Annotated in this window: 15 protein-coding genes; 7 read left to right on the top strand and 8 right to left on the bottom strand. The window is 63.9% G+C overall.

The features are described 5' to 3' along the window. Positions 1-127 precede the first annotated feature (127 nt). A complete protein-coding gene (locus tag IM784_RS11645) occupies positions 128-3,118 on the top strand; it encodes a TonB-dependent receptor domain-containing protein (RefSeq protein WP_199555514.1) in 2,991 nt (996 codons plus the stop codon). A gap of 122 nt (positions 3,119-3,240) precedes the next feature. On the opposite strand, the gene IM784_RS11650 is transcribed toward IM784_RS11645, so the two are convergent. Continuing rightward, on the bottom strand, positions 3,241-4,260 hold the full coding sequence (locus tag IM784_RS11650; RefSeq protein ID WP_199555515.1) for a hypothetical protein: 1,020 nt from the start codon (positions 4,258-4,260) through the stop codon (positions 3,241-3,243). A gap of 44 nt (positions 4,261-4,304) precedes the next feature. Between IM784_RS11650 and IM784_RS11655 the strand changes: the two genes are divergently transcribed. Both IM784_RS11655 and IM784_RS11660 read left to right on the top strand, forming a co-directional pair. After that, a complete protein-coding gene (locus tag IM784_RS11655) occupies positions 4,305-5,579 on the top strand; it encodes an aspartyl/asparaginyl beta-hydroxylase domain-containing protein (protein ID WP_199555516.1) in 1,275 nt (424 codons plus the stop codon). A gap of 49 nt (positions 5,580-5,628) precedes the next feature. Then, positions 5,629-5,901: a hypothetical protein gene (locus IM784_RS11660; protein ID WP_199555720.1), complete on the top strand. Its 273-nt coding sequence runs from the start codon at positions 5,629-5,631 to the stop codon at positions 5,899-5,901. Positions 5,902-5,956: 55 nt separating this feature from the next. Here IM784_RS11660 and clpB read toward each other — a convergent pair whose 3' ends face one another. After that, a complete protein-coding gene (clpB, locus tag IM784_RS11665) occupies positions 5,957-8,530 on the bottom strand; it encodes an ATP-dependent chaperone ClpB (protein WP_199555517.1) in 2,574 nt (857 codons plus the stop codon). A gap of 136 nt (positions 8,531-8,666) precedes the next feature. On the opposite strand from clpB, the gene IM784_RS11670 reads away from it, so the two are divergent. Both IM784_RS11670 and IM784_RS11675 read left to right on the top strand, forming a co-directional pair. Beyond that, the gene (locus tag IM784_RS11670) at positions 8,667-9,596 is read left to right on the top strand and encodes an NAD(P)H-dependent flavin oxidoreductase (RefSeq protein ID WP_199555518.1); all 930 of its coding nucleotides are present in this window, start codon (positions 8,667-8,669) and stop codon (positions 9,594-9,596) included. Positions 9,597-9,610: 14 nt separating this feature from the next. After that, the gene (locus IM784_RS11675; RefSeq protein WP_199555519.1) at positions 9,611-10,645 is read left to right on the top strand and encodes an alpha/beta fold hydrolase; all 1,035 of its coding nucleotides are present in this window, start codon (positions 9,611-9,613) and stop codon (positions 10,643-10,645) included. Between the two features lie 11 nt (positions 10,646-10,656). Here IM784_RS11675 and IM784_RS11680 read toward each other — a convergent pair whose 3' ends face one another. Next, entirely contained in the window at positions 10,657-11,076 is a 420-nt protein-coding gene (locus IM784_RS11680; protein ID WP_199555520.1) for a hypothetical protein, read from the bottom strand. Positions 11,077-11,167: 91 nt separating this feature from the next. On the opposite strand from IM784_RS11680, the gene IM784_RS11685 reads away from it, so the two are divergent. Then, the gene (locus IM784_RS11685) at positions 11,168-12,262 is read left to right on the top strand and encodes a PQQ-dependent sugar dehydrogenase (protein ID WP_199555521.1); all 1,095 of its coding nucleotides are present in this window, start codon (positions 11,168-11,170) and stop codon (positions 12,260-12,262) included. Positions 12,263-12,274: 12 nt separating this feature from the next. Here IM784_RS11685 and IM784_RS11690 read toward each other — a convergent pair whose 3' ends face one another. The 5 genes from IM784_RS11690 to IM784_RS11710 form a co-directional block, all read right to left on the bottom strand. After that, positions 12,275-12,994, bottom strand: a complete 720-nt coding sequence (locus IM784_RS11690) for a TetR/AcrR family transcriptional regulator (RefSeq protein ID WP_199555522.1) — start codon at positions 12,992-12,994, stop codon at positions 12,275-12,277. Further along, positions 12,994-13,875, bottom strand: coding sequence for an isoaspartyl peptidase/L-asparaginase family protein (locus tag IM784_RS11695; protein WP_199555523.1), 882 nt, complete (start codon positions 13,873-13,875; stop codon positions 12,994-12,996). The genes IM784_RS11690 and IM784_RS11695 overlap by 1 nt, the downstream gene beginning before the upstream one ends. 80 nt (positions 13,876-13,955) lie before the next feature. Further along, positions 13,956-14,264 carry a hypothetical protein gene (locus IM784_RS11700; RefSeq protein WP_199555524.1) on the bottom strand — a complete coding sequence of 103 codons (309 nt, stop codon included), beginning with the start codon at positions 14,262-14,264 and terminating at the stop codon, positions 13,956-13,958. Positions 14,265-14,432: 168 nt separating this feature from the next. Then, positions 14,433-15,395 carry an alpha/beta hydrolase gene (locus IM784_RS11705; protein ID WP_235977120.1) on the bottom strand — a complete coding sequence of 321 codons (963 nt, stop codon included), beginning with the start codon at positions 15,393-15,395 and terminating at the stop codon, positions 14,433-14,435. Between the two features lie 77 nt (positions 15,396-15,472). Further along, positions 15,473-18,352, bottom strand: a complete 2,880-nt coding sequence (locus IM784_RS11710) for a TonB-dependent receptor (RefSeq protein WP_235977121.1) — start codon at positions 18,350-18,352, stop codon at positions 15,473-15,475. Between the two features lie 329 nt (positions 18,353-18,681). Here IM784_RS11710 and IM784_RS11715 point away from each other — a divergent pair, with 329 nt between their 5' ends. Next, a complete protein-coding gene (locus IM784_RS11715) occupies positions 18,682-20,049 on the top strand; it encodes a pectate lyase family protein (protein WP_199555526.1) in 1,368 nt (455 codons plus the stop codon). Positions 20,050-20,118 lie beyond the last annotated feature (69 nt).

A 20,118-nucleotide genomic window follows, 5' to 3' on the forward strand; every position in this document is an offset into this window, starting at 1 on the left:
GGCGATCAGATTGCTGCCCTGTCCGGTTAGGCGACCTTCTGCGGAAGGGTCGTTGTATCGTTTGGGCAACAATCCGAAAACACCGAGGGTTTTGCATGGGGGGATAAACCGGCAGCCAAGCCGGGCCATGCAGAGCCTGATCAAGGAAGGACTGACAACCGTGACAAATTTCAACTGGCAAAGGCGTGCAGCCTTGAAGGGATCGGCTGCTACCGCTGCTCTCACCATCGCCCTGCTTGCTGGCCCTGCGGCCTATGCCCAGGATTCGGCGGCGGCTGCTGGCGCGGCCGATACGGAAACCATCGTCGTTACCGGTTCGCTCATCAAGAACCCGAACCTCGAGCGGGCGATGCCGGTCTCCGTGACGACGGCTTCGGACATCGAACTTCGCGCCACCAACAACGCCGAAGCGATCCTGCGGGAAATCCCGGGCGTTGTGCCGTCGATCGGTTCGGCGGTTAACAACGGCAACGGCGGTTCGTCGTTCGTCAACCTTCGCGGCCTCGGTTCGAACCGCAACCTGGTTTTGCTGGACGGCAATCGCCTGGTGCCCGCCGATCTGCGTGGCCAGTTCGATCTGAACAACATTCCGGTTGCCCTGCTGGAGCGCGTCGACGTGCTGACCGGCGGTGCTTCCACCACCTACGGCGCCGACGCCATCTCGGGCGTTGTCAACTTCATCACCCGCCGCGATTTCTCGGGCGTCGAACTTTCGGCCAACACCGGCATCACGCAAAAGGGTGACGGCTCCAACTTCCGCGCCGACCTTACCATCGGCACCAACCTCGACGATGGTCGCGGCAATGTGGTGATTTCGCTGGGTTACCAGGAAGTCGATCCGGTTTATCAGGGTGCCCGCGATTTCTCGGTGTTCAACCTTGATTCCTACTCCGGTATCGTAGGCGGTTCTGGCACGTCGGTTCCTACGCGTTTCACGTTGGCGCGTATCGGAACCCGCCAGATGAACCAGGCCGGCACGGATTTCTCCGGTTCCAGCCTGTATGCGCCGTACAACTTCAACCCCTGGAACATCTTCCAAACGCCCTTCAAGCGCTTCAACATCTACAGCGCCGGTCGGTATGAAATTAATGACGCAGTTGAAGTTTACGCCCGCGGCCTTTTCTCGCGGAACTCGGTCAGCACGATCATCGCTCCGTCGGGCGCCTTTGCGCTTTCCGTTCAGGTGCCCATGAACAACCCCTATCTGACCGCTGCGCAGCGCAATGCTTTCTGTGTCAACTCTGACTTCAATCCCAACGTGTCGGGTATCCAGTCACTCACACCTGCAGAGTGTACTGCTGCCGCAACGGCAACAGGTTCGAACGATCCCAACTATCGTCAGGCCTCCAGCACCATGTGGCGCCGGGCAACTGAGTTCGGTCCCCGTGTTTCCGAGTTTATCACAACCTACTTCGATTACACCGGCGGTGCCCGCGGCGGCATTACCGACAACATCGATTGGGATGTAAGCATCGCTTATGGGGAAAGCGAGAACCGCCAGACCCAATATGGATACTGGTTGAACTCCCGGGTCCGCTCAGCCTTGCTGGATGGTTCGGTAAACTTCTTCGGTCCGGAGGGTTCGATTACCGACGCCATGAACCAGCAGTTGACGGGGAACTCGACCGTCTCCACTGGAACTTCACTGCTTCAGGCAAAGGGCATGATCACCGGCGATTCCGGTTTCGGCTTGCCGTGGGCGGCTGATGGCGTTTCGTTCGCCGTCGGAACCGAGTATCGCAAGTATACAGCCAAGCAGGAATCGGATTTGCTGTCCCAGGCAAACGATCTCGGAGGCGCCGGTGGCGCAGCTCCGAATGTCTTCGGCGCCTATGAAGTTGTGGAAGGCATCGGTGAAATTCTGGTTCCCGTGATCCAGGATCTGCCCGGCGTGCAGAGCTTGACCGTTGGTGGTGGTATTCGCTACTCCAGCTACTCGGTCGATGCTCCCGGTAACCCGTCCTACAATACCTTTACTTGGAAGGGCGAAGCAACCTGGGATATCGCCGCCGGGTTCAAGGTTCGCGGCAACTACGCCCATGCTGTCCGCGCGCCAAATATCTACGAACTGTTCTACCCACTTACGACTGGCCTTACCAGCCTGTCGCTCGATCCGTGCGCGGGAGAAGCCCCGCTAAACAATGCTAACTTGTATGCTGTCTGCCTTGCACAAGGGGCATCTGCTGAAGTTATCGGAAATATTGGCCAGCCGAGCGCCGCTCAGGCCAACGCAACCACCTTGGGTAGCGTGGATATGAAGCCCGAGAGTTCGGACAGCTGGACAGTAGGCCTTGTTGCACAGCCTGACTTCCTGCCGGGCTTCAGCGCAACGCTGGACTACTATAATATCAAAATTAAGAATGCGATCACCGCTCCGACGCCGGGCGATGCCATCTCGGCTTGCTTCGGCAATATTACGGCATCCAGCGCCACCGATACCGCTTGCACAGTCATTCGGCGAAACCCGGGTTCGGGCAGCTTCGATGGCGACGCAGCTGGTCTGTACTTGCCGATCACCAACAGCGGCCAGCTAAAGACGGACGGCATCGATCTCACGATGAACTATTCTACCCAATTCTCGGATACTGTGGGCCTCGCCCTTGGCTTCCAGGGTAACTGGACTAATAGCTCTAAGTTTAAATCGATACCGACTGGTCTCGACCGCGAATGTGTTGGATATTTCAGCGTCAACTGCGCTTCCATCCAGCCCGAGTTCTCCTTCAACCAGCGGACCACGCTGTCTGTAAGTGACTTGGACTTTTCTCTGAACTGGCGCTACATCAGCAGTGTCAAATTCGAGCCGCAGCAACTGGCGGACGATCTGGAAGCTGCTACCGAATTGGGATGCCCGGATCCGTCAGGCACCGATCCTGACGGCTGCATGGTTGACGAACGCTTCCGCAACATTGGTGCGGCGAGCTACTTCGACTTCTCGCTCCGCGCCAACATCAACGAGAACCTGATCATGACGTTCTCGGCCTTCAACATCTTCGACAAGCAGCCGAAGGTGGTTGGTGCGTCTGTTGGCTCGACCTCGTACAACAGCGGCAACGTCTATCCGTCGACCTACGACGCTCTGGGCCGTCGCTTCGCGATCACGGCGCGCCTGCGCTTCTGATCCGAAACGATCGACTGAGAATTGGGGGCGGCCGAAAGGTCGCCCCCTTTTTCATGTCTGCCTATCCGGAAGAACCGCGATAGAGTTGCGGCGCGCAGCGCTTCAAAAGAACGGCGGATGCTTCAGAAGAGCGGGCGGGGCAGATCCATCTCTATGCCGTGGACGCGTGCCAGCTCGGCCGCCCATTTCGCGACCATTCCGATTTCCTCGGCATGCACTTCCAGGCCGTGCGCCCGCTCGGCATCCCTGGAGCCGGCATCGAAGGAGCCGCCCGACTTCGAGTGTCGGGTGAAGGCGGGCCCGTTGACGATCATGTCTATCTGCGTCTCCAGCCCTAACCCCATCTGGCTTGAAAGCGCCGAAATGGCCGTACGCGGATCGCGCATCAGGATATCGCTGTTCAGCGTGGAAACGCGGTCAGGGAAGCGCCTGGCCAGGTCCGTGAAGAGTCTGTGCTGGGCCAGCCATCCAAGCGCTGCTGCCTGCAGGTCGGTCAGTCGCAGCAGGTCCTCGATTGAAAGGCCGAATTCGATCACTCCACCTTCCCGCAGGAACTTGCTGAGCAGGTCGCGACCCCACAGGCGACCCCACATGCCCTTGCGGGCGATGGAACCGAGATGGGTTTCAAGCGGTGCATGCAACAGCAGCGCGCGGGCCTGGGGCCTGAGCGCAATCATTGCCGGGGCAAGAGGATTGAGCAGGTTCGAGGGCTTCAGGACCACGGCCTCGCCGGGTCCAAACGGACGTCCGAGCAGGTTGAGGGATTGATCGATCAGCCCGGCGACCCGCCGGCCGTCCGGCTTCGTCCGGTGGCGCCAGCCTATGATGTCGTTCAGCAGCACAGGCTCCGAAAGGCCCATTGCATGGCCCGGAACGTCCAGCGCCCGCACAAGCAGAGTGGAACAACAGAAAGCGGAATGGAAAATGAAGTGAACGGGCGCTGCCGGCGGCAAATGGTGCAAGGCTTCGGCGCGCGGCATCGAGCGGACCTGGCGCCCGGGGAGATATTCATCCGTCAAGAAGGGAACGCTTCGATGCTCGTCCCGCTCCACCCGCAGGAAATGGATCAGATCGGCCTGCTCGTCATAGCGGTGGGCCAGCCAGATCGGATCCTTGGCCGGGTTGTGGACAGGGGAAGACATGGGGTCTGATTGCATGTCTCCATTGCTTGCGGCAAGAACCAAGGATGGAGATTGACGAACTGGTAGGGCGCGCTGCCCATGCGCGCCAGCAGGGGAATTTGCCGGAAGCAGGGCGCCTTCTGGAACAGGCGCGTCGCGCGGCGCCGGGCGATCCGCTGGTGTTGAATGCGCTGGGCATGCAGGAACTGGCGGCGGGCAATGCCGATGCGGCCGCCCGCAATTTCGAAGCGGCGGTGCATGCGGATTCGCGCGAGATCGGCTTGTGGATGAACCTGGCGTCGGCGCATCGGGCACGCGGCGACGATGCAGGTGAACAGCTGGCGCTGGAAGGCGCGCTGGCCATCGACCAGACCTATTTCATGGGCCAGTTCCGCATTGCCGAGCTGCACGAGCGCAATGGCCGGGTTGCTTCGGCTACAAGTCACTGGCGGGCGGCGCTTGCGCTTGTTCCATCAGACCAGCAGTTGCCGCCAGCGCTGGCCCAGCAGCTCGAGCAGGCGCGCAGCTATCTCGCGGCGCAGTCGCGCGAGGTTTCCGACTTCCTCGACACCGGCCTCAAGGCAGCGCGTGCCGGTTTCGGAGCGGTCGAGACGCGCCGCTTCGACGCTGCGGTAGATGTTGTACTGGGGAGGCGCAGCCGGGTATTCACCAATGAATGCTCCGGACTGCATGTCCCGTTCCTTCCGGCCGACGAGTTTTTCGAACGTTCGCTGTTCCCGTGGATGGACGGGCTGGAGGACCGCTGGGAGGCGATACGAGACGAGTTTCTGGCCCTGCATGCAGATCCCGACACCAGCATTCGCCCCTATGTGCGGCAGGAATTGGGGACGCCTGCCAACAAGTGGACGCCGCTGGACAACCGTCTCGATTGGGGCGCCTATTTCATGTGGGAATATGGGGTGCCGAATCCGAGTGTGCTCGATCGCTGCCCGATCACCGCTGCAGCCTTGCAGGCGTTGCCGCGCAGCGAGGTTCCAGGCCGCTCGCCTTCAGCCTTTTTCTCGTTGCTGAAGCCGCATACGCGGATTCCGCCGCACACGGGGGTTACCAATACACGTTGCACCGTTCACCTGCCGCTGGTGGTACCGCCGGGCTGCGGGTTTCGTGTGGGGGGCGAAACGCGGCCGTGGATTCCGGGGCAAATCTTTGCCTTTGACGATACCATCGAGCACGAAGCCTGGAACAATAGCGACGAACTGCGCGTGGTGCTGATTTTTGACATGTGGAATCCACATCTCTCTGTTGCAGAGCAGCAATTGATAGGGCAATTCTATGCTCTGGCGGACGCGAGTGGCCACAATCCTGCGGGACGTGCGTAGGCACGGAAGTACCGGGATTGGGTGGCGTGTCGTACCATTGGAGATGGCAATGAAGACGATACTTCCTCTGCTGGCCTTCGGGCTTCTGGTGGCCGCGCCCGCGGCCGCCGCTGATACGACTTCGCCCGCGCCTGCGGCGAACCCCGATGCCAAGGATCCTGATGCCATCCGCTGCCGCCGCATTCAGGTGACGGGCAGCCTGGTGAAGAAGGAAAAAGTCTGCAAGACAAACGCGGAGTGGAACAAGATCTCCGATCAGCAGCGGCGTGACGGCGCCGACCTCATCGATCGGTCGCGCGCGGGCATGAACCCCAGCAACTGATTTTTCGAATTGCAGCCCCCCGCCGCCCGGGCATCCGGACGGCGGGGATTCTGCGTCAGGCGACGCTTATGGCAAGCGCCCCATCGCCGTCCCTGACCTCGACGGTGGAACCGTCGGGCACTTCGCCGGCGAGCAGCTTGTCAGCCAGCGGATCGACCAGATGCTTCTGGATCGCGCGCTTCAGCGGCCGGGCGCCATAGACCGGATCGTAGCCGACGCGGGCCAGCCATTGGCGGGCGCCGTCGCTGAGATCGAGCGTGATCTTGCGGTCCTTCAGCAGCTTGCCGACATGCGCCACCTGGATGTCGACGATCGCGCCCATATGCTCCAGCGCCAGCCTGTGGAACAGGATGATCTCGTCCAGGCGGTTCAGGAACTCGGGGCGGAAATGCGCGCGCACCACTTCCATCACCTGCGGCTCGGCCTGCTTCACGTCAGCGCCGTCGGGCAGCGCGGCAATGAATTGACTGCCGAGGTTCGAGGTAAGGATGATGAGGGTGTTGGAAAAGTCCACCGTGCGGCCCTGCCCGTCGGTCAGGCGGCCATCGTCCAGCACCTGCAGCAGCACGTTGAAGACGTCGGGGTGGGCCTTTTCCACCTCGTCGAACAGCACCACCTGATACGGGCGGCGACGGACAGCCTCGGTGAGGACGCCGCCTTCGTCATAGCCGACATAGCCCGGAGGCGCGCCGATGAGGCGGGCGACCGAATGCTTCTCCATGAACTCCGACATGTCGATGCGAACCATTGCCTCCGACGAGTCGAACAGGAAATCGGCCAGCGCCTTGGTCAGCTCTGTCTTTCCGACGCCCGTCGGCCCCAGGAACAGAAACGAACCCAAGGGCTTGCCAGGATCCTGCAGCCCGGCTCGCGCGCGGCGGACGGCCTTTGAAACGGCGTGCACGGCATCGGCCTGGCCGATAACCCGTTTGCCGAGGTCGTCCTCCATGTGCAGCAGCTTCTCGCGCTCGCCCTCCATCATCTTGGTCACAGGGATTCCGGTCCAGCGGGAGACGACGGCGGCGATGTCCTCCGAGGTCACTTCCTCGCGCACCATCGCTTCGCCCGACGCCTTTTCCGCTTCGGCCAGCTTCGCTTCCAGATCGGGCAGCACGCCATAGGTCAGCTCGCCGGCACGGGCGAAATCGCCGCGCCGCTGCGCCTGTTCGACCTCTACGCGCGCCTGATCCAGTTGCTCCTTGATGCGCGTGGCGCCTGCGAGCTTCTCCTTTTCGGCAGACCAGCGGGAGGTCAGCTCGGCCGCCTCGCCCTCCAGCCGGGAGAGCTCGGTTTCCAGCGTCGCCAGCCGATCGCGCGATGCCGCATCGGATTCCTTTTTCAGCGCCTCGCGCTCGATCTTCATCTGCACGATACGGCGGTCCAGCGCCTCGATTTCCTCGGGCTTGGATTCCACCTCCATGCGCAGCCGCGACGCCGCCTCGTCCATCAGGTCGATGGCCTTGTCGGGGAGGAAACGGTCGGTGATGTAGCGGTTGGATAGCGTCGCCGCCGACACCAGCGCGCCATCGGTGATGCGCACGCCGTGGTGCAGTTCATATTTTTCCTTGAGCCCGCGCAGGATGGAAATGGTGTCCTCCACGCCTGGCTCGCCCACGAACACCGGCTGGAAGCGCCGCTCCAGCGCGGCGTCCTTCTCCACATGCTTGCGATATTCATCCAGCGTGGTGGCGCCGATCACATGCATTTCGCCGCGCGAAAGGGCGGGCTTCAGCAGGTTCGAGGCATCCATCGCGCCTTCGGATTTCCCGGCGCCGACAAGCGTATGCATTTCGTCGATGAAGAGGATGATCTGCCCGTCGGAGGCCTTGATCTCGTCGACAACGGCCTTCAGGCGCTCTTCGAATTCGCCGCGATATTTGGCGCCGGCGATCAGCGCGCCCATGTCGAGCGCGAACAGCACCTTGTCCTTCAGGCCATCCGGCACGTCGCCATTGGCGATGCGCAGCGCGAGGCCCTCGGCGATCGCGGTCTTGCCGACGCCGGGTTCGCCGATGAGGACGGGATTGTTCTTGGTGCGGCGGGCGAGCACCTGAATGGTGCGACGGATTTCCTCGTCGCGGCCGATCACCGGGTCGAGCTTGCCGCTGCGCGCCACTTCCGTCAGGTCGCGGCCATATTTCTTCAACGCGTCATAGCTTTCCTCGGCCGACGCCGAGTGGGCGTTGCGGCCCTTGCGCAGGGCTTCGATGGCTTCGTTCAGGCTCTGTGCGGTGACACCGGCGTCCTTCAGCGCCCGACCGGCCTCGGTCTCGCCGGAAAGGGCCAGTGCCAGCAGCAGCCGTTCGACGGTGACGAAGCTGTCGCCGGCTTTTTCCGCAATCTGTTCCGCCTGATCCAGCAGGCGGGCGACATCCTGATCCCATTGCAGCTGCGCGCCGCTGCCCGACACCTTGGGCAGGCGGGCGATGGCGGCATCGACCGCCAGCTTGGCGCGGTTGGCGTCGCCGCCGGCGTTGCGGATGAGGCCGGAGGCCATGCCCTGCTCGTCGTCGAGCAGCGCCTTCAGCAGGTGCCCGGAGGTCACGCGCTGGTGATTTTCCCGCATGGCGATGGTCTGGGCTGCCTGCAGGAAGCCCTTTGCGCGGTCGGTAAACTTTTCGATGTTCATGCCCAGTTTTCCACTTCTTGCCCTGACATGTAGTGTGACATTTTTGCCACAAAACCCCCCGCTCCCAAAAAAACACAGCTGGCGGCGGCGGGCGGGTCAGGTCTTTGATGGTGGCCACAAGATGGGGAGAATGCGGATGGGTGGCAACCGGCTTTGCGACATGCTGGGGATCGAACGGCCGATCATCCAGGCGCCGATGGGCTGGATCGCGCGCTCGCAACTGGCATCTGCCGTGAGCAATGCCGGCGGGCTGGGTATTATCGAAACGAGTTCGGGCGAACTGGACAATATCCGCATCGAGATCGCCCGCATGCGCGAGCTGACGGACAAGCCCTTTGGCGTGAATATCGCCCAGGCGTTTGTGCGCGACCCCGACATCGTCCGCTTCATCATCGACCAGGGCGTGCGCTTCGTGACCACCTCGGCGGGCGATCCCAACCGCTATTGCGCCGACCTGAAGGCGGCCGGGCTGACCGTGTTCCATGTGGTGCCGAACCTCGCCGGGGCGCTGAAGGCGCTGGAGGCGGGCGTCGACGGGCTGGTGGTGGAAGGCGGCGAGGGCGGCGGCTTCAAGAACGCGCGCGATGTCGCGTCGATGGTGCTGCTGCCGCTGGTGCGCAGCGTTACCGACAAGCCGATCGTCGCGGCGGGGGGCATGCTCTGCGGGCGGACGATGGCGGCCGCCTTTGCGCTGGGGGCCGATGGCATCCAGCTGGGCACGCGGATGGTGAGCGCGGCGGAAAGCCCGGTGCACCGCAACTGGAAGGACGCCATCGTTGCCGCGAAGGAAACCGATACGGTGTTCCTGAACCGGCAGGGGCCGGGGCCGGCGCTCAGGGCGCTGCGCACGGCGCGCTCGACGCGGCTGGAAGTGGAGCCTTCGGACAATATCTTCGGAGAGATGGCGGGGGCGAAGGAGCTGTATTTCGGCGGCGATATGGAGGCGGCGCTGGCGCTCACCGGGCAGGTGGCCGGACGGATCGACGAGGTGCGGCCGGTGAAGGATATTCTCGACGGGATCATGGCCGAGTATCGGCAGACGGTTGCCGCACTGCCGGCGTTCTGAGGCGGGAGAGCAACATGCACGAAATCCGCGAGCTGATCTGCAAGACCGAGCGCCACAGCAGCTTCTACCTGAGCTGTGGCGATCCTGAGGGTGTGCCGGTGATCTTCGTGCATGGGTGGCCGGAGTTGTCGATCTCGTGGCGGCATCAGCTGCCGCTGGTTGCAGGCCTTGGCTTTCATGCCGTGGCGCCGGACATGCGGGGCTATGGCCGGTCCGGCGTCTATCCGGCGCATTCCGACTATGCGCTGGAGGCGATTGTCGCCGACATGATCGAGCTGCTGGAGCATCTGGGGGCAGAGCGCGCGATCTGGGTGGGGCATGACTGGGGCGCGCCCGTGGTCTGGTCCATCGCGCAGCAGCATCCGGACCGCTGCCATGGGATAGCGGCCATGTGCCTGCCGTATCTGCCAGAGGGTTTCAGCATCGAGGCGGCGCTGCCACTTGCCGACAGGGCGCTCTATCCGGAAGGCGAGCACCCTGCGGCGCAGTGGGATTATCATCTGTTCTACCGCGAAAATTTCGCCGCCGCCTGCGCGGCCTTCGATGCCGATCCGCGGGCGATGGTGCGGCTGTGCTTCCGCACGGCCGATCCATCGTCAAAGGGGCAGCCTGCCATCACCGCAGGCGTCCGGGCGCGGGGCGGCTGGTTCGGGCCGGGGATGGCCGCGCCGCTGCTGCCGCGCGACGAAGCCGTGCTGACGCAAGCAGACGAGGATCGCTATGTGGAGGGGCTGCAGCGCAACGGCTTCTTCGGGCCGGACAGCTGGTACATGAACAGGGAGGCGAATGCCGCCTTTGCCGCACGGGCGAAGGGACAGTGGAAGCTGCAGATGCCGGTGCTGTTCCTGCACGCCGAATATGACGCCGTGTGCGAAACGCTGCAGTCGCGCCTGACGGAGCCAATGCGGGCCAATTGTGCGCAGCTGACCGAGCGAGTGATCTCGGCAGGACATTTTCTGGCGCAGGAGCGCCCGCGCGAGGTGAGCGCGGCGCTGGTGCAGTGGATGGCGACGGCGCTTCCGGAGCTGTGGCCGGTGCGGGCGGTCTAGGACGTGAACTCCTAAGCTCTGGTTTTCCGCGTCAGCCACTGGAAGACGAAGCCGCCGATCAGGCCCGACAGCGTCATCACGAACATCCCCATTCCCGTCCGCGCGCCGGCGAGCGGCGAGAAACCATAGACGAGGCGCATGGTGAAGAGGGCAAGGAAGACGGCGGCCCAGCCGGCCAACGCATAGGCGAAGGGTGCCAGCATGCCGGCACGGCGCTTCAACACGGCCGCGACGAGAAAGGCGATGAGCAGCGAGCCGAGCATCACCGGCCCCAGGGTGGGGAACAGGCCGAAGAAATCGCGGAAGATGGTCTTCAGCCGGATGCCGAACGGCAGCTCGGTGCCCAGTTCCGCCAGTGCAGATTGCACGAACAGGCTGTGCGACAGGCTGGCGAGCGCAGTGGTGACAAGCGCCGCCGCGAGGAGAGCCACTATCCGCCTGCCCCAATTGTGCATTTGCCTGTTCCTCCCGCCTTTGTTCCTGCTAGCCTAGCGGGCAATTGCCGGTTCGGGGAGAGAGAATATGTTGCGCACTCTGGCACTTCTGGCGTCTGTCGCGCTTGGGACGGCTGCAATCGCCGCGCCGGTGCCAACGCGCGTGGAAGTGGTGGCAAGCGGGCTGGACCATCCGTGGAGCCTGGCCTTCCTGCCCGGCGGCAGCGTGCTGGTGACGGAACGTAACGGCAAGCTGAAGCGGATCGAAGGCGGCAAGGTCTTTCCCGTGACCGGGGTTCCCGCTGTCTATAACGAAGGGCAGGGTGGCCTGTTCGACGTGGTGGCGCACCCGGATTTCAACAACAACGGGCTGATTTTCCTCAGCTATGCGCATGGAGCCAAGCAGGCGAACGGCACCCGCGTGGCCCGCGCCAAGCTGGTGGGCAACAGCCTGATCGAGGTGACGCCCATCTACACCGCGCTGCCGCTGAAGAGCGGTCCGGTGCATTTCGGTGCGCGCATGGCCTTCCTGCCGGATGGCACCTTCCTGCTGGCGACCGGCGACGGCTTCGACTGGCGCGAGCGGGCGCAGAAGCTGGACAGCCCGCTTGGCAAGGTGATGCGGCTGACAATTGACGGCAAGGTCCCGCCGGACAACCCCTTTGTCAGCAATCCGGGGGCGCAGGGCAGCATCTTCACCCGCGGCCACCGCAACCCGCAGGGGCTGGCGTTCGATCCCGTGCGCGGCATCGTGTTCGAACATGAGCATGGGCCCAAGGGCGGCGACGAGGTGAACATCCTGAAGCCGGGGGCCAATTACGGCTGGCCGGTCGCCACCTTTGGCATGGACTATTCCGGCGCGACGATCTCTCCCTACACCGAGTATAAGGGGATGACACAGCCGATCGTCCATTGGGTACCGTCGATCGCGCCTTCGGGGCTGGCGGTCTATCGCGGCGCCATGTTCCCCGAATGGCAGGGCGACTTGCTGGTGGGGGCGCTGGTCGACCGGGAAGTGCGGCGCGTGCACCTGTCGCCCGATGCGAAGGTGCTGGGGCAGGAAAGCCTGTTCAAGCAGGTGGGCGAGCGGATTCGGGATGTGCGGGTGGCGCCTGACGGCAGTGTCTGGCTGACGACGGACGATGCGGCCGGCAAGGTGCTGCGGGTCACCCGGGCAGACTAGGACGTCCTAAGCTTATTCGGCCGCCTGTTTTTCCGCGCCGGCCTCCTTCTTGCGCCCGGCGAGCGTGCTGGCGAGAAAGGCGTGGCCCTCGGGCGTGGCAACGAGGCTGGCTACGAAGTGCCGGAGATCGGCCAGCCGTTCCTCGCGATTGTCCACGATATTGCCCATCTGCATGGCGCCTTCCGTAAGAAAACGCACGACATCACTCGCCAGCTGAGAATCCATCGATGCGAACAGCTCCGGGGGAAGCGACTGCTCTGCCAGCCGGCTGCGGCCGCGGTCGAATGCTTCCAGTGCCGGGCGGATCACCTCTGCCAGCTCGGGGTCGGTGCGCGCCGCCATCGCAAGTTCCGAAAAGGCTGCGAATTCGGGTGTCTCCAGCTGCTTCCAGCTGATCTCCGCCACAACCGAACGGAATTGGGGCGTGGTGAAGCCGCCCGAAAAGCTTGCCTCCGCCACCGATTTCTGAAGCATCTCCATGCGCCGACGGGCGAGGTGGTGGATAACGGCGGTCAGCAGCTCTCGGCGGCTGCCGAAATGGTAGAGCATCGCCGGCCGGGTGAGGCCGGCCCGCGCCGCGACGGCGCCGGTTGAAAAGCGCTGGTAGCCTTGTTCGGCCAATATGTCCCGAGCTGCCTCCAGGATCCGCCGCCGGGTGCTCCGGCTTTTTGCCAGCTCGTTTCCGGACAGCGCCGTGGGATCGGGAACAGCTGGAAGCAGCGAGTTCGGCATCAGATCGCGGCCATGGGCTGGAGGTGGGATCCGGCGGCTGCGCGCTTCAGACCGGCCGAGTTCCAGGCAAAGGCGGGGATACCGTCGGCCCCCATCGCGATGATGCCGCCATCGCCGCCCAGCCGCGCCACCTCGGCCAGCATGGCCTCGCAGGCCTCCACCAGCGGCTGGCCGCCGTAACGCATGCGGGCCGACACATCGCGAGCGCCGCCGGACAGGATGAACATCTCGCCGATGCCGGTGCAGCTGGCGGCGAGGATGTCGTCCGCCCAGGTTCCGGCGCCGAGCACCGGCGCATCGCCGACGCGGCCAGGCCGCTTGCCATAGATGCCACCGGTCGAGGTGGCCGCCGCCAGCCGCCCCTCGCGGTCCAGCGCTACGGCGCCGACCGTGCCGTGGCCCAGCCGATCGGGGCCGACATCGACTTCGGATTGCTGCACGCCCACCGGCAGGCGGAAGAAATCCGGCCGCTTGCCGATCGGCGGAACGCCTGCTTGGTGCGCAAAGCGAATGGCGCCTTCGCCCGCGAGCAGCACATGCGGTGTTCTCTCCAGCACGGCGCGTGCAGCCGCCACCGGGCTTTCCACATCGCGGATCACGGCCACCGCCCCGGCGCGCATCAAGGCGCCGTCCATGATGGCGGCATCCATCTCCACCGAACCGTCAAGCCCTGGCGGCGATCCCCGGCCGGCAACGTAGAGCCCCGACGCTTCCATGTCTGCAACCGCCTGCTCGACGGTATCGAGGGCGCTGGCCCCACCGGCCAGCCGGGCCTCGCCGGTCGCGACCAGTTGCGTCATGTGGGCCACCACTTCGGAATAGTCCCGCCCGGGCTTCACCCCGGCGCCGCCGTGGATCGCAAGGGTCCAGCGGTCTTTCACCGAATGGCTTCCGTGCAGATGGCGGATCTCAGGCGGCGGCAGGTTGAAGGCAAGACGTACCCTTTCCGGACTCGTTGGTTCTATCCCTGTCTGGAGAGCGCACGTTTTTCAACTGCCCGCATGGTCGGTCTGAGCCAGTTCAACGCAGGTTCGTGCGGCGCCCGCGCGTGGAATCGCGCGGCCGCCGGGATCACCCTGGCGTCACCCTTTGAAAGTGCAAGGAAAGTCCGGCCGAACTCCAGCATGGCGGCCACCCAGGGGGCAGGCTCGCCCAGCAGAAATAATTCGAGCCACTTGATGCAGGGGTCCGCCAGTGCATGTTCTCCGAAGGAGAGGGCGCCGAGTAGAGCCGATCCATAGAGGCCGTCAGCGGAATGTGCGGTGGGCATCGTCAGCACCCGCGCGCGACGGCGGCGGCTTCGGCGGGCGAGTTCCGGCGCAAGCGCGAGCGTTGCAGGCTCCGGCGCGGCGGAAAGTTCGCGCCGAAGCAGTGCCTGCAGCCCCCGATGTCGCTGACGTGCCTTGTCGATGGGGCAAGGGATCGCCGCCTGACCGCGTCAGCTGCTGCCGAACAACCCTCTGGCGCGCGCAAAGGCAAGAAACAGGTTCGGCCATTCGGCGGTGGGCGTTCCCACCACCTGCCGCAGGCCGAAGCCGTGGCCGCCGGTGGGGAACAGATGCGTTTCGGTGACGATGCCGCGCGCCACCAGCGCCTCGCGCAACAGCAGTGTGTTGGCTACCGGAACGGCGCCGTCGTCCTCCGCATGGCAGAGGAAGTGCGGCGGAGCGTCGGCCGGGATATGGGCGGCGGGGTTGTGCGCGCGTTCCAGCTCTGGCCCGGCCTCCTTGCCGATCAACAGGTCGCGCGAGCCGGCGTGCGCCATCGGCGCGGTCATCGAAATCACCGGATAGATGGGCGCGGCCAGGAAAGGCCTTGCAGAAAGTCTGTCAACGGTATCCGATATGGGGCGCGCGGCAAAGGCAAAGCGCGCGGCGAGATCTGCTGCCAGGTGTCCGCCGGCAGAGAAGCCCATCACCCCGAGCCGGACAGGATCGACGCCGAATTCTGCCGCGCGGGAGCGGATCAGCCGCATCGCCCGCTGTGCATCGATCAGCGGCGTGTCGGATCGGCGGCTCCAGCCGTCTGCGGGAAGCCGGTAGAAGAGCACGAAGGCAGTGATGCCACGCGCCGCCAGCCAATTGCCCAGCTCGAAGCCCTCCTTGTCGACGACGACATGTTTGTAGCCGCCGCCGGGGCAGATGAGCATGGCCGCACCGGTTGGATTTGCAGCGCGGAAGACGACGAGGCGTGGATCGGAAATACCGCTTACCGCCCGGTCGCGGAAATCGGCCTTGCCGCGCTCCGTTACCACTTCCACCGGCAGTTTGGCCGGTGCATCCGGAGCGCCATTGGGCCAGAGCCGGATGGTGTCGGCAGGTTCGGAAAAAGCGCTGGCGCCGCTGGCGGAAAGTGCAAGCGCGAGGCCGATGGCGCCCCTGCGATCCAGTTCCATCTGCATATGCTTTCATCGCCCAGCAAAATGGCGCCGGCAACAGGGTTGCCGGCGCCAGGGTTGAAGCTTGTCGAACGGCAAGGCTACATGTTGAAGCGGGCGCCGAAGGTGATCGTGCGGCCGAAGTGGTTGCTCTCGTAGTTGCGCTGCGCTTCCGCATCGCTGATGCGGTTGCGATAGGCGTCTGTCAGGTTATTGCCTTCCAGCGACAGCTCAATGTTCTCCGTGACCTTGTAGCGCATCGAGGCATCGACGTTGATCTGGCTGGCATAGCCTTCGAAGATGTTGCCGGTGCCGCTGTTCGCGTCGTTGTAGCCGCCGCGCTTTGCGAGGCTGGCGCGGGCGCTGAACTTGGCATCTTCGTAATAGAGCGTGGCGTTCCAGGCCACTTGGGACAGGTTGAACAGATCGCCCTTCTTCGCCGGGTCGTTCACGTTCGCCCCGAATGTGCAGGCTGCGTTGGGATTGGTAGGATTGCGTACGCAAGGAACAATGGTTGGCCCAGCTACGCTGTAAGTCGCGCTAGAACCGATGAAGGTGGCGTTGACGATCCCACCGAAGCGGCTGAGGAAGCCAGGAAGGAATGTGAAAGGTGCCTGTGCGGAAAGCTCGACACCCTGCAACCAACCGCCCGTGCCGTTGACGATAGAATTGATGGTCCAGAGCTGACCCTCGGGATTTTGCGCCGCAGGCGATCCGGGGGGAATGATCGATGTCGGAAGACCGGTGGAAGCAAACGTGCCGCTGCGCACATCGGCAATCGGGAAGCTGGAGATATCCTTGCGGAACCACGCGACCGAGAAGATCGAGTCCGGCGCGAAATACCATTCGACCGCAAGGTCATAGGCAGTGGCGCGGAACGGATCAAGGAACGGGTTACCGAAGTTCACCCGATAGTTGAAGCCGTCGACCGAGCCGCCGGGCGTGAGGTTGGCGAGGGTCGGGCGTGTCATGACATTTGCAATGGAGCCGCGGATGATAAGGTCTTCAGCCGGGAACAGTGCGACGTTCATCGACGGCAGCCAATCCTCGTAGGTGCGGTCGACGGTGACGGGCGTGCCGCTGGAAAGACCGGTCGAGGTTTGTGACGTCTTCACATAGCGGATGCCGGCGTTCGCCCGATACTCCAGCCCGAAGATCGAGCCCTTCATGTCGAACTGCAGATAGCCGCCGGAGACCTCCTCGCTGACGCTGCGGGTGTTGCCCGCGTCGACGACCGGGGTGCGATCATAGAGCTTGGTGAAGTCGGCAGATTTGTCGAGGTTCGGGATCAGCCACTCGTTCGTGGTGCCAGAAGGCTGGCCGGCGTTGCCGAGCTTGAAGCTTTCCTCAAGCCCGCTAGCTGCAAAGCCGTAGACGGCCGTTGGGCCGAACACCGAAGATGCCGTGCAGGTGAGGGTACCGAGCACCAGATCCTTGCCACCGCCGGTTGGGCAGACCACCGTGTCCCGCGTGAAGGCGGTGCTGTCGAAGGTGAACTTCCGCCAGACGACGCCGGTCTTCACGGTGAAGTCTTCCGCCAGATCCCACTCGGTGCGCAGCTGCGCCGTGCGGAACTTGTTGGTGACGTTGGAAGGACGGTCGCGGATTTCCGCCAGCTGGAAGTTGGAGGCGTCGGTGACGCTGGTGCCAAACGTCAGGCGCGGCCGGCGCATGTCGGTGTAATCATACTGGTAGTTCTGGGCGTCGCGATCATCGAAGACGAAAGTGGTTTCCTTCGGCACGTCGGCGTCGGACTGCGAAATCCCGCCCATCGCCGTGAAGCGGAAGGTATCGCTCAGGTCCTGGTCCCAGGTTACGCCCACCTGGTAGAACTTCGTCTTGCTGACCTTCTGGAAATGCTCGGTTCGGACCCAGGCGTCGTTCAGCGTCGCCGCGATCATGTTGTTGTTGTCGTCGACCTTGAAGTTCACCACGTCGATCGAGCGTTCGTTGGATCGAAGCAGCACTTCACCCCACTTCTCGGTGCGGGTTTCCTTGAAGCTGGAGAAGAGGCCGTCGATCGAGACCTTGGTTGCTTCCGTGGGCGACCATTGCAGGCTGCCGGTCATCCCCAGCCGCTCGCGTTCGTGGCGCACTTCGCCATAGCGCGGAATACGCGGGTGGAAGGCGAGTGCTGCCTGATCGCAGATGGCGCTCGGCTGATAGAAACCGCCGGAGTTGCGGACCGGTGTGGTTCCTGTGTTCGAGTTGAAGAAGCAGGGTTGGCCGTTGACGCTGTCGAAGCGGGCCTGCGCCCAGCGGACGGTGTTGTTGCCGAGCTCGAGGGTGTCGGACTTCTGGTAGGCAGCCGAAACCGAGGCGCCGAAGGTGCCGTCGGGCGACTTCCACGAGAGCAGGCCGGAGAGGCGCGGGCTGACGTTCTTGGAGAGGTCGTTATAGGCGCCTTGTACAGCGCCGACGACGGTGATCCCGTCCTTGCCGCCCATCGGATTGCCGGTGTTGAGGTCGATGATGGCGCCCAGTGAGCCTTCATCGAGCGAGGCCTCAGCCGTCTTGTGCACAACGATGGAGCTGAACAGTTCCGAGGCAAAGACATTGAAGTCGAACGAGCGGTCGCGGTTGGACGAGGCGCCGTCGTTCGAGGTGGCGATGGTCTCCATGCCGTTCACGCGGACGCGGGTGAACTGCGGGCCGAGGCCGCGCACGGTGATGGCGCGGCCTTCGCCACCGTCACGCTGGATGGTGATGCCGGGAATCCGCTGCAGGGATTCTGCAAGGTTCTGGTCGGGGAACTTGGCAATATCTTCGGCAACGATGGCGTCGACGGCGGTCACCGAATCCCGCTTGATGTCCAGCGCAGCGCCCAACGAGGCGCGGAAGCCAGTGACGATGATGTCTTCGGCCGCCTGTGTGTCAGCGGGTTCGCCCGCGGTCTGGGCGAAGGCGGCGCTGGCAGACAGAACCAAGGCAAGCGCAGTGCTCCAGCGGGCGGCAGCGCGGAAGGTGGCGGGACGTGTCATTCTCATTCTCCCCATGAACCCGAACCCTGTTGAAACAGGGCATGACACCGGTAACCAAAACCGACCTGCCAAAGCTGCGAGGGAAAGGGAACTGGCGCGATTTCACGCGTCGTTCCTGCCGATTCGGCCTGCCGGTGTGACCCGGCTTGCCCGATTTCCTCCCTCGCGCCGCCTTGGCTGGCGGTCTTTCCGGCACTTGCGACGAGTTGTTTACCATCGCCGATTGTCTTGAAGTAACCGGTGTCATAAGAACCTTGTTACAGCTCGCCGCTGCTGTCAAGGCAGATGACGACAACATGAATGGGCCGGAATGGCCGGGGAGGTTTTTGATGCGAACTGTGTCTTTGCTGTTGTCCGCATGCCTGCTGGCCGGAGCGCAGCTGATCGCGACTCCTGCCCTTTCGGTGGCGTTCCCCGGCGCGGTGGGCCCGGCTTCGGAAACCCCGGGAGGACGCGGCGGACGCATCATCCGCGTCACCACCCTCGCCCCCGACGGCCCAGGCAGCCTGAAGGCCGCGATCGAGGCCAAGGGTCCGCGCATCGTGGTTTTCGAAGTTGGCGGCGTGATCGACTTCGGTTTCAAGGCCTTCGACATCAAGGAACCGTTCCTGACCATCGCCGGCCAGACGGCGCCCTCGCCGGGCATCACCCTCATTCGCACGGGGATCGATGTTCGCACCCACGACGTGATCGTGCGCCACATCCGCATCCGCTCCGGCGCCGACGGCCAGGGGCCTGAATCGGGCTGGGAAGCCGATTCCCTCTCCACGGTCGCGGCCCGCAACGTGATCGTCGATCACTGCACGATGACCTGGGCGGTGGACGAGAATCTCTCCGCATCCGGTCCGCGCTTCAACGGCAAGACACCTGAGGAATGGCGCAGGGCGACATCGAACAACATCACCTTCAGCTACAATTTGCTGGCAGAGGGGCTGGCCAATTCCAGCCACCCCAAAGGCGAGCATAGCAAGGGCACGCTGATCCACGACAATGCCACCGGCATCGTGATCTGGCGCAACATCTATGCGCACAATGTGGAACGCAATCCGCTGCTGAAGGGTGGCGTGCACGCGGCTGTGGCCAATAACCTGATCTATGATCCGGGCCGGCGCGCACTCCACTACAATCTGATGGCGCTGGAATGGGTGGGCGAGGCTTACCAGACGGGCGAATTGTCGGCGGTCGGCAACGTCCTGCGGGGAGGCCCCTCAACCGCAGCAGGCCTGCCGTTCCTGATGCTCGGCGGGGATGGCGACCTGCGCTATCATGCCCGCGACAACATCGCCGTGGACTGGACGGGGGCGCCGCTGCCGATGTTCGGCCGCTATGGCGAAACGCGGGCGAAGCTCATCGAATCGGCAACGCCGGTCGCCTGGCCCGCGGACCTGCCGATCCTTCCCGCCCGCGACGTCGAAACGCATCTGCTGAGCAATGCCGGCGCCCGGCCGTGGGACCGCGACGCCAACGATATCCGCGTGCTGTTCTTCGTCGCCGAAGGGCGGGGCGAGATCATCGACAGCGAAAAGCAGGTCGGCGGCTTCCCGAAGCTGCCGGAAACCCGCGCGATGTTCGTCGAGGCCGACTGGAACCTCGATACGATGGAGCCGAAATCGGGCCTGTATCCGGGCCAGAAGGCGCCGATCCAGGAGTCGCTTTCCGCCCGTGACCGGGCGATGCGAGAGCAGCAGAACCGCTGACCGGGGACGCGAAACATATGAAATCTCAACGGAACGGAGGCGTCTTCCGTCTCGAATCCTAATTCCCTT

The sequence above is a fragment of the Sandaracinobacteroides hominis genome (assembly GCF_016464365.1).
GTDB classification, from domain to species: Bacteria; Pseudomonadota; Alphaproteobacteria; order Sphingomonadales; family Sphingomonadaceae; genus Sandaracinobacteroides; species Sandaracinobacteroides hominis.

What these genes read in the sequence shown, in the direction of transcription:
- IM784_RS11655 (WP_199555516.1), top strand. Translation starts at nt 4,305, where the DNA reads ATGGAGATTGACGAACTGGTAGGGCGCGCTGCCCATGCGCGCCAGCAG.
- IM784_RS11650 (WP_199555515.1), bottom strand. Translation starts at nt 4,260, where the DNA reads ATGTCTTCCCCTGTCCACAACCCGGCCAAGGATCCGATCTGGCTGGCC.
- IM784_RS11705 (WP_235977120.1), bottom strand. Translation starts at nt 15,395, where the DNA reads ATGCAGATGGAACTGGATCGCAGGGGCGCCATCGGCCTCGCGCTTGCA.
- IM784_RS11670 (WP_199555518.1), top strand. Translation starts at nt 8,667, where the DNA reads ATGGGTGGCAACCGGCTTTGCGACATGCTGGGGATCGAACGGCCGATC.
- IM784_RS11710 (WP_235977121.1), bottom strand. Translation starts at nt 18,352, where the DNA reads ATGACACGTCCCGCCACCTTCCGCGCTGCCGCCCGCTGGAGCACTGCG.
- IM784_RS11675 (WP_199555519.1), top strand. Translation starts at nt 9,611, where the DNA reads ATGCACGAAATCCGCGAGCTGATCTGCAAGACCGAGCGCCACAGCAGC.
- IM784_RS11690 (WP_199555522.1), bottom strand. Translation starts at nt 12,994, where the DNA reads ATGCCGAACTCGCTGCTTCCAGCTGTTCCCGATCCCACGGCGCTGTCC.
- IM784_RS11715 (WP_199555526.1), top strand. Translation starts at nt 18,682, where the DNA reads ATGCGAACTGTGTCTTTGCTGTTGTCCGCATGCCTGCTGGCCGGAGCG.
- IM784_RS11660 (WP_199555720.1), top strand. Translation starts at nt 5,629, where the DNA reads ATGAAGACGATACTTCCTCTGCTGGCCTTCGGGCTTCTGGTGGCCGCG.
- IM784_RS11700 (WP_199555524.1), bottom strand. Translation starts at nt 14,264, where the DNA reads ATGCCCACCGCACATTCCGCTGACGGCCTCTATGGATCGGCTCTACTC.
- clpB (WP_199555517.1), bottom strand. Translation starts at nt 8,530, where the DNA reads ATGAACATCGAAAAGTTTACCGACCGCGCAAAGGGCTTCCTGCAGGCA.
- IM784_RS11645 (WP_199555514.1), top strand. Translation starts at nt 128, where the DNA reads ATGCAGAGCCTGATCAAGGAAGGACTGACAACCGTGACAAATTTCAAC.
- IM784_RS11685 (WP_199555521.1), top strand. Translation starts at nt 11,168, where the DNA reads ATGTTGCGCACTCTGGCACTTCTGGCGTCTGTCGCGCTTGGGACGGCT.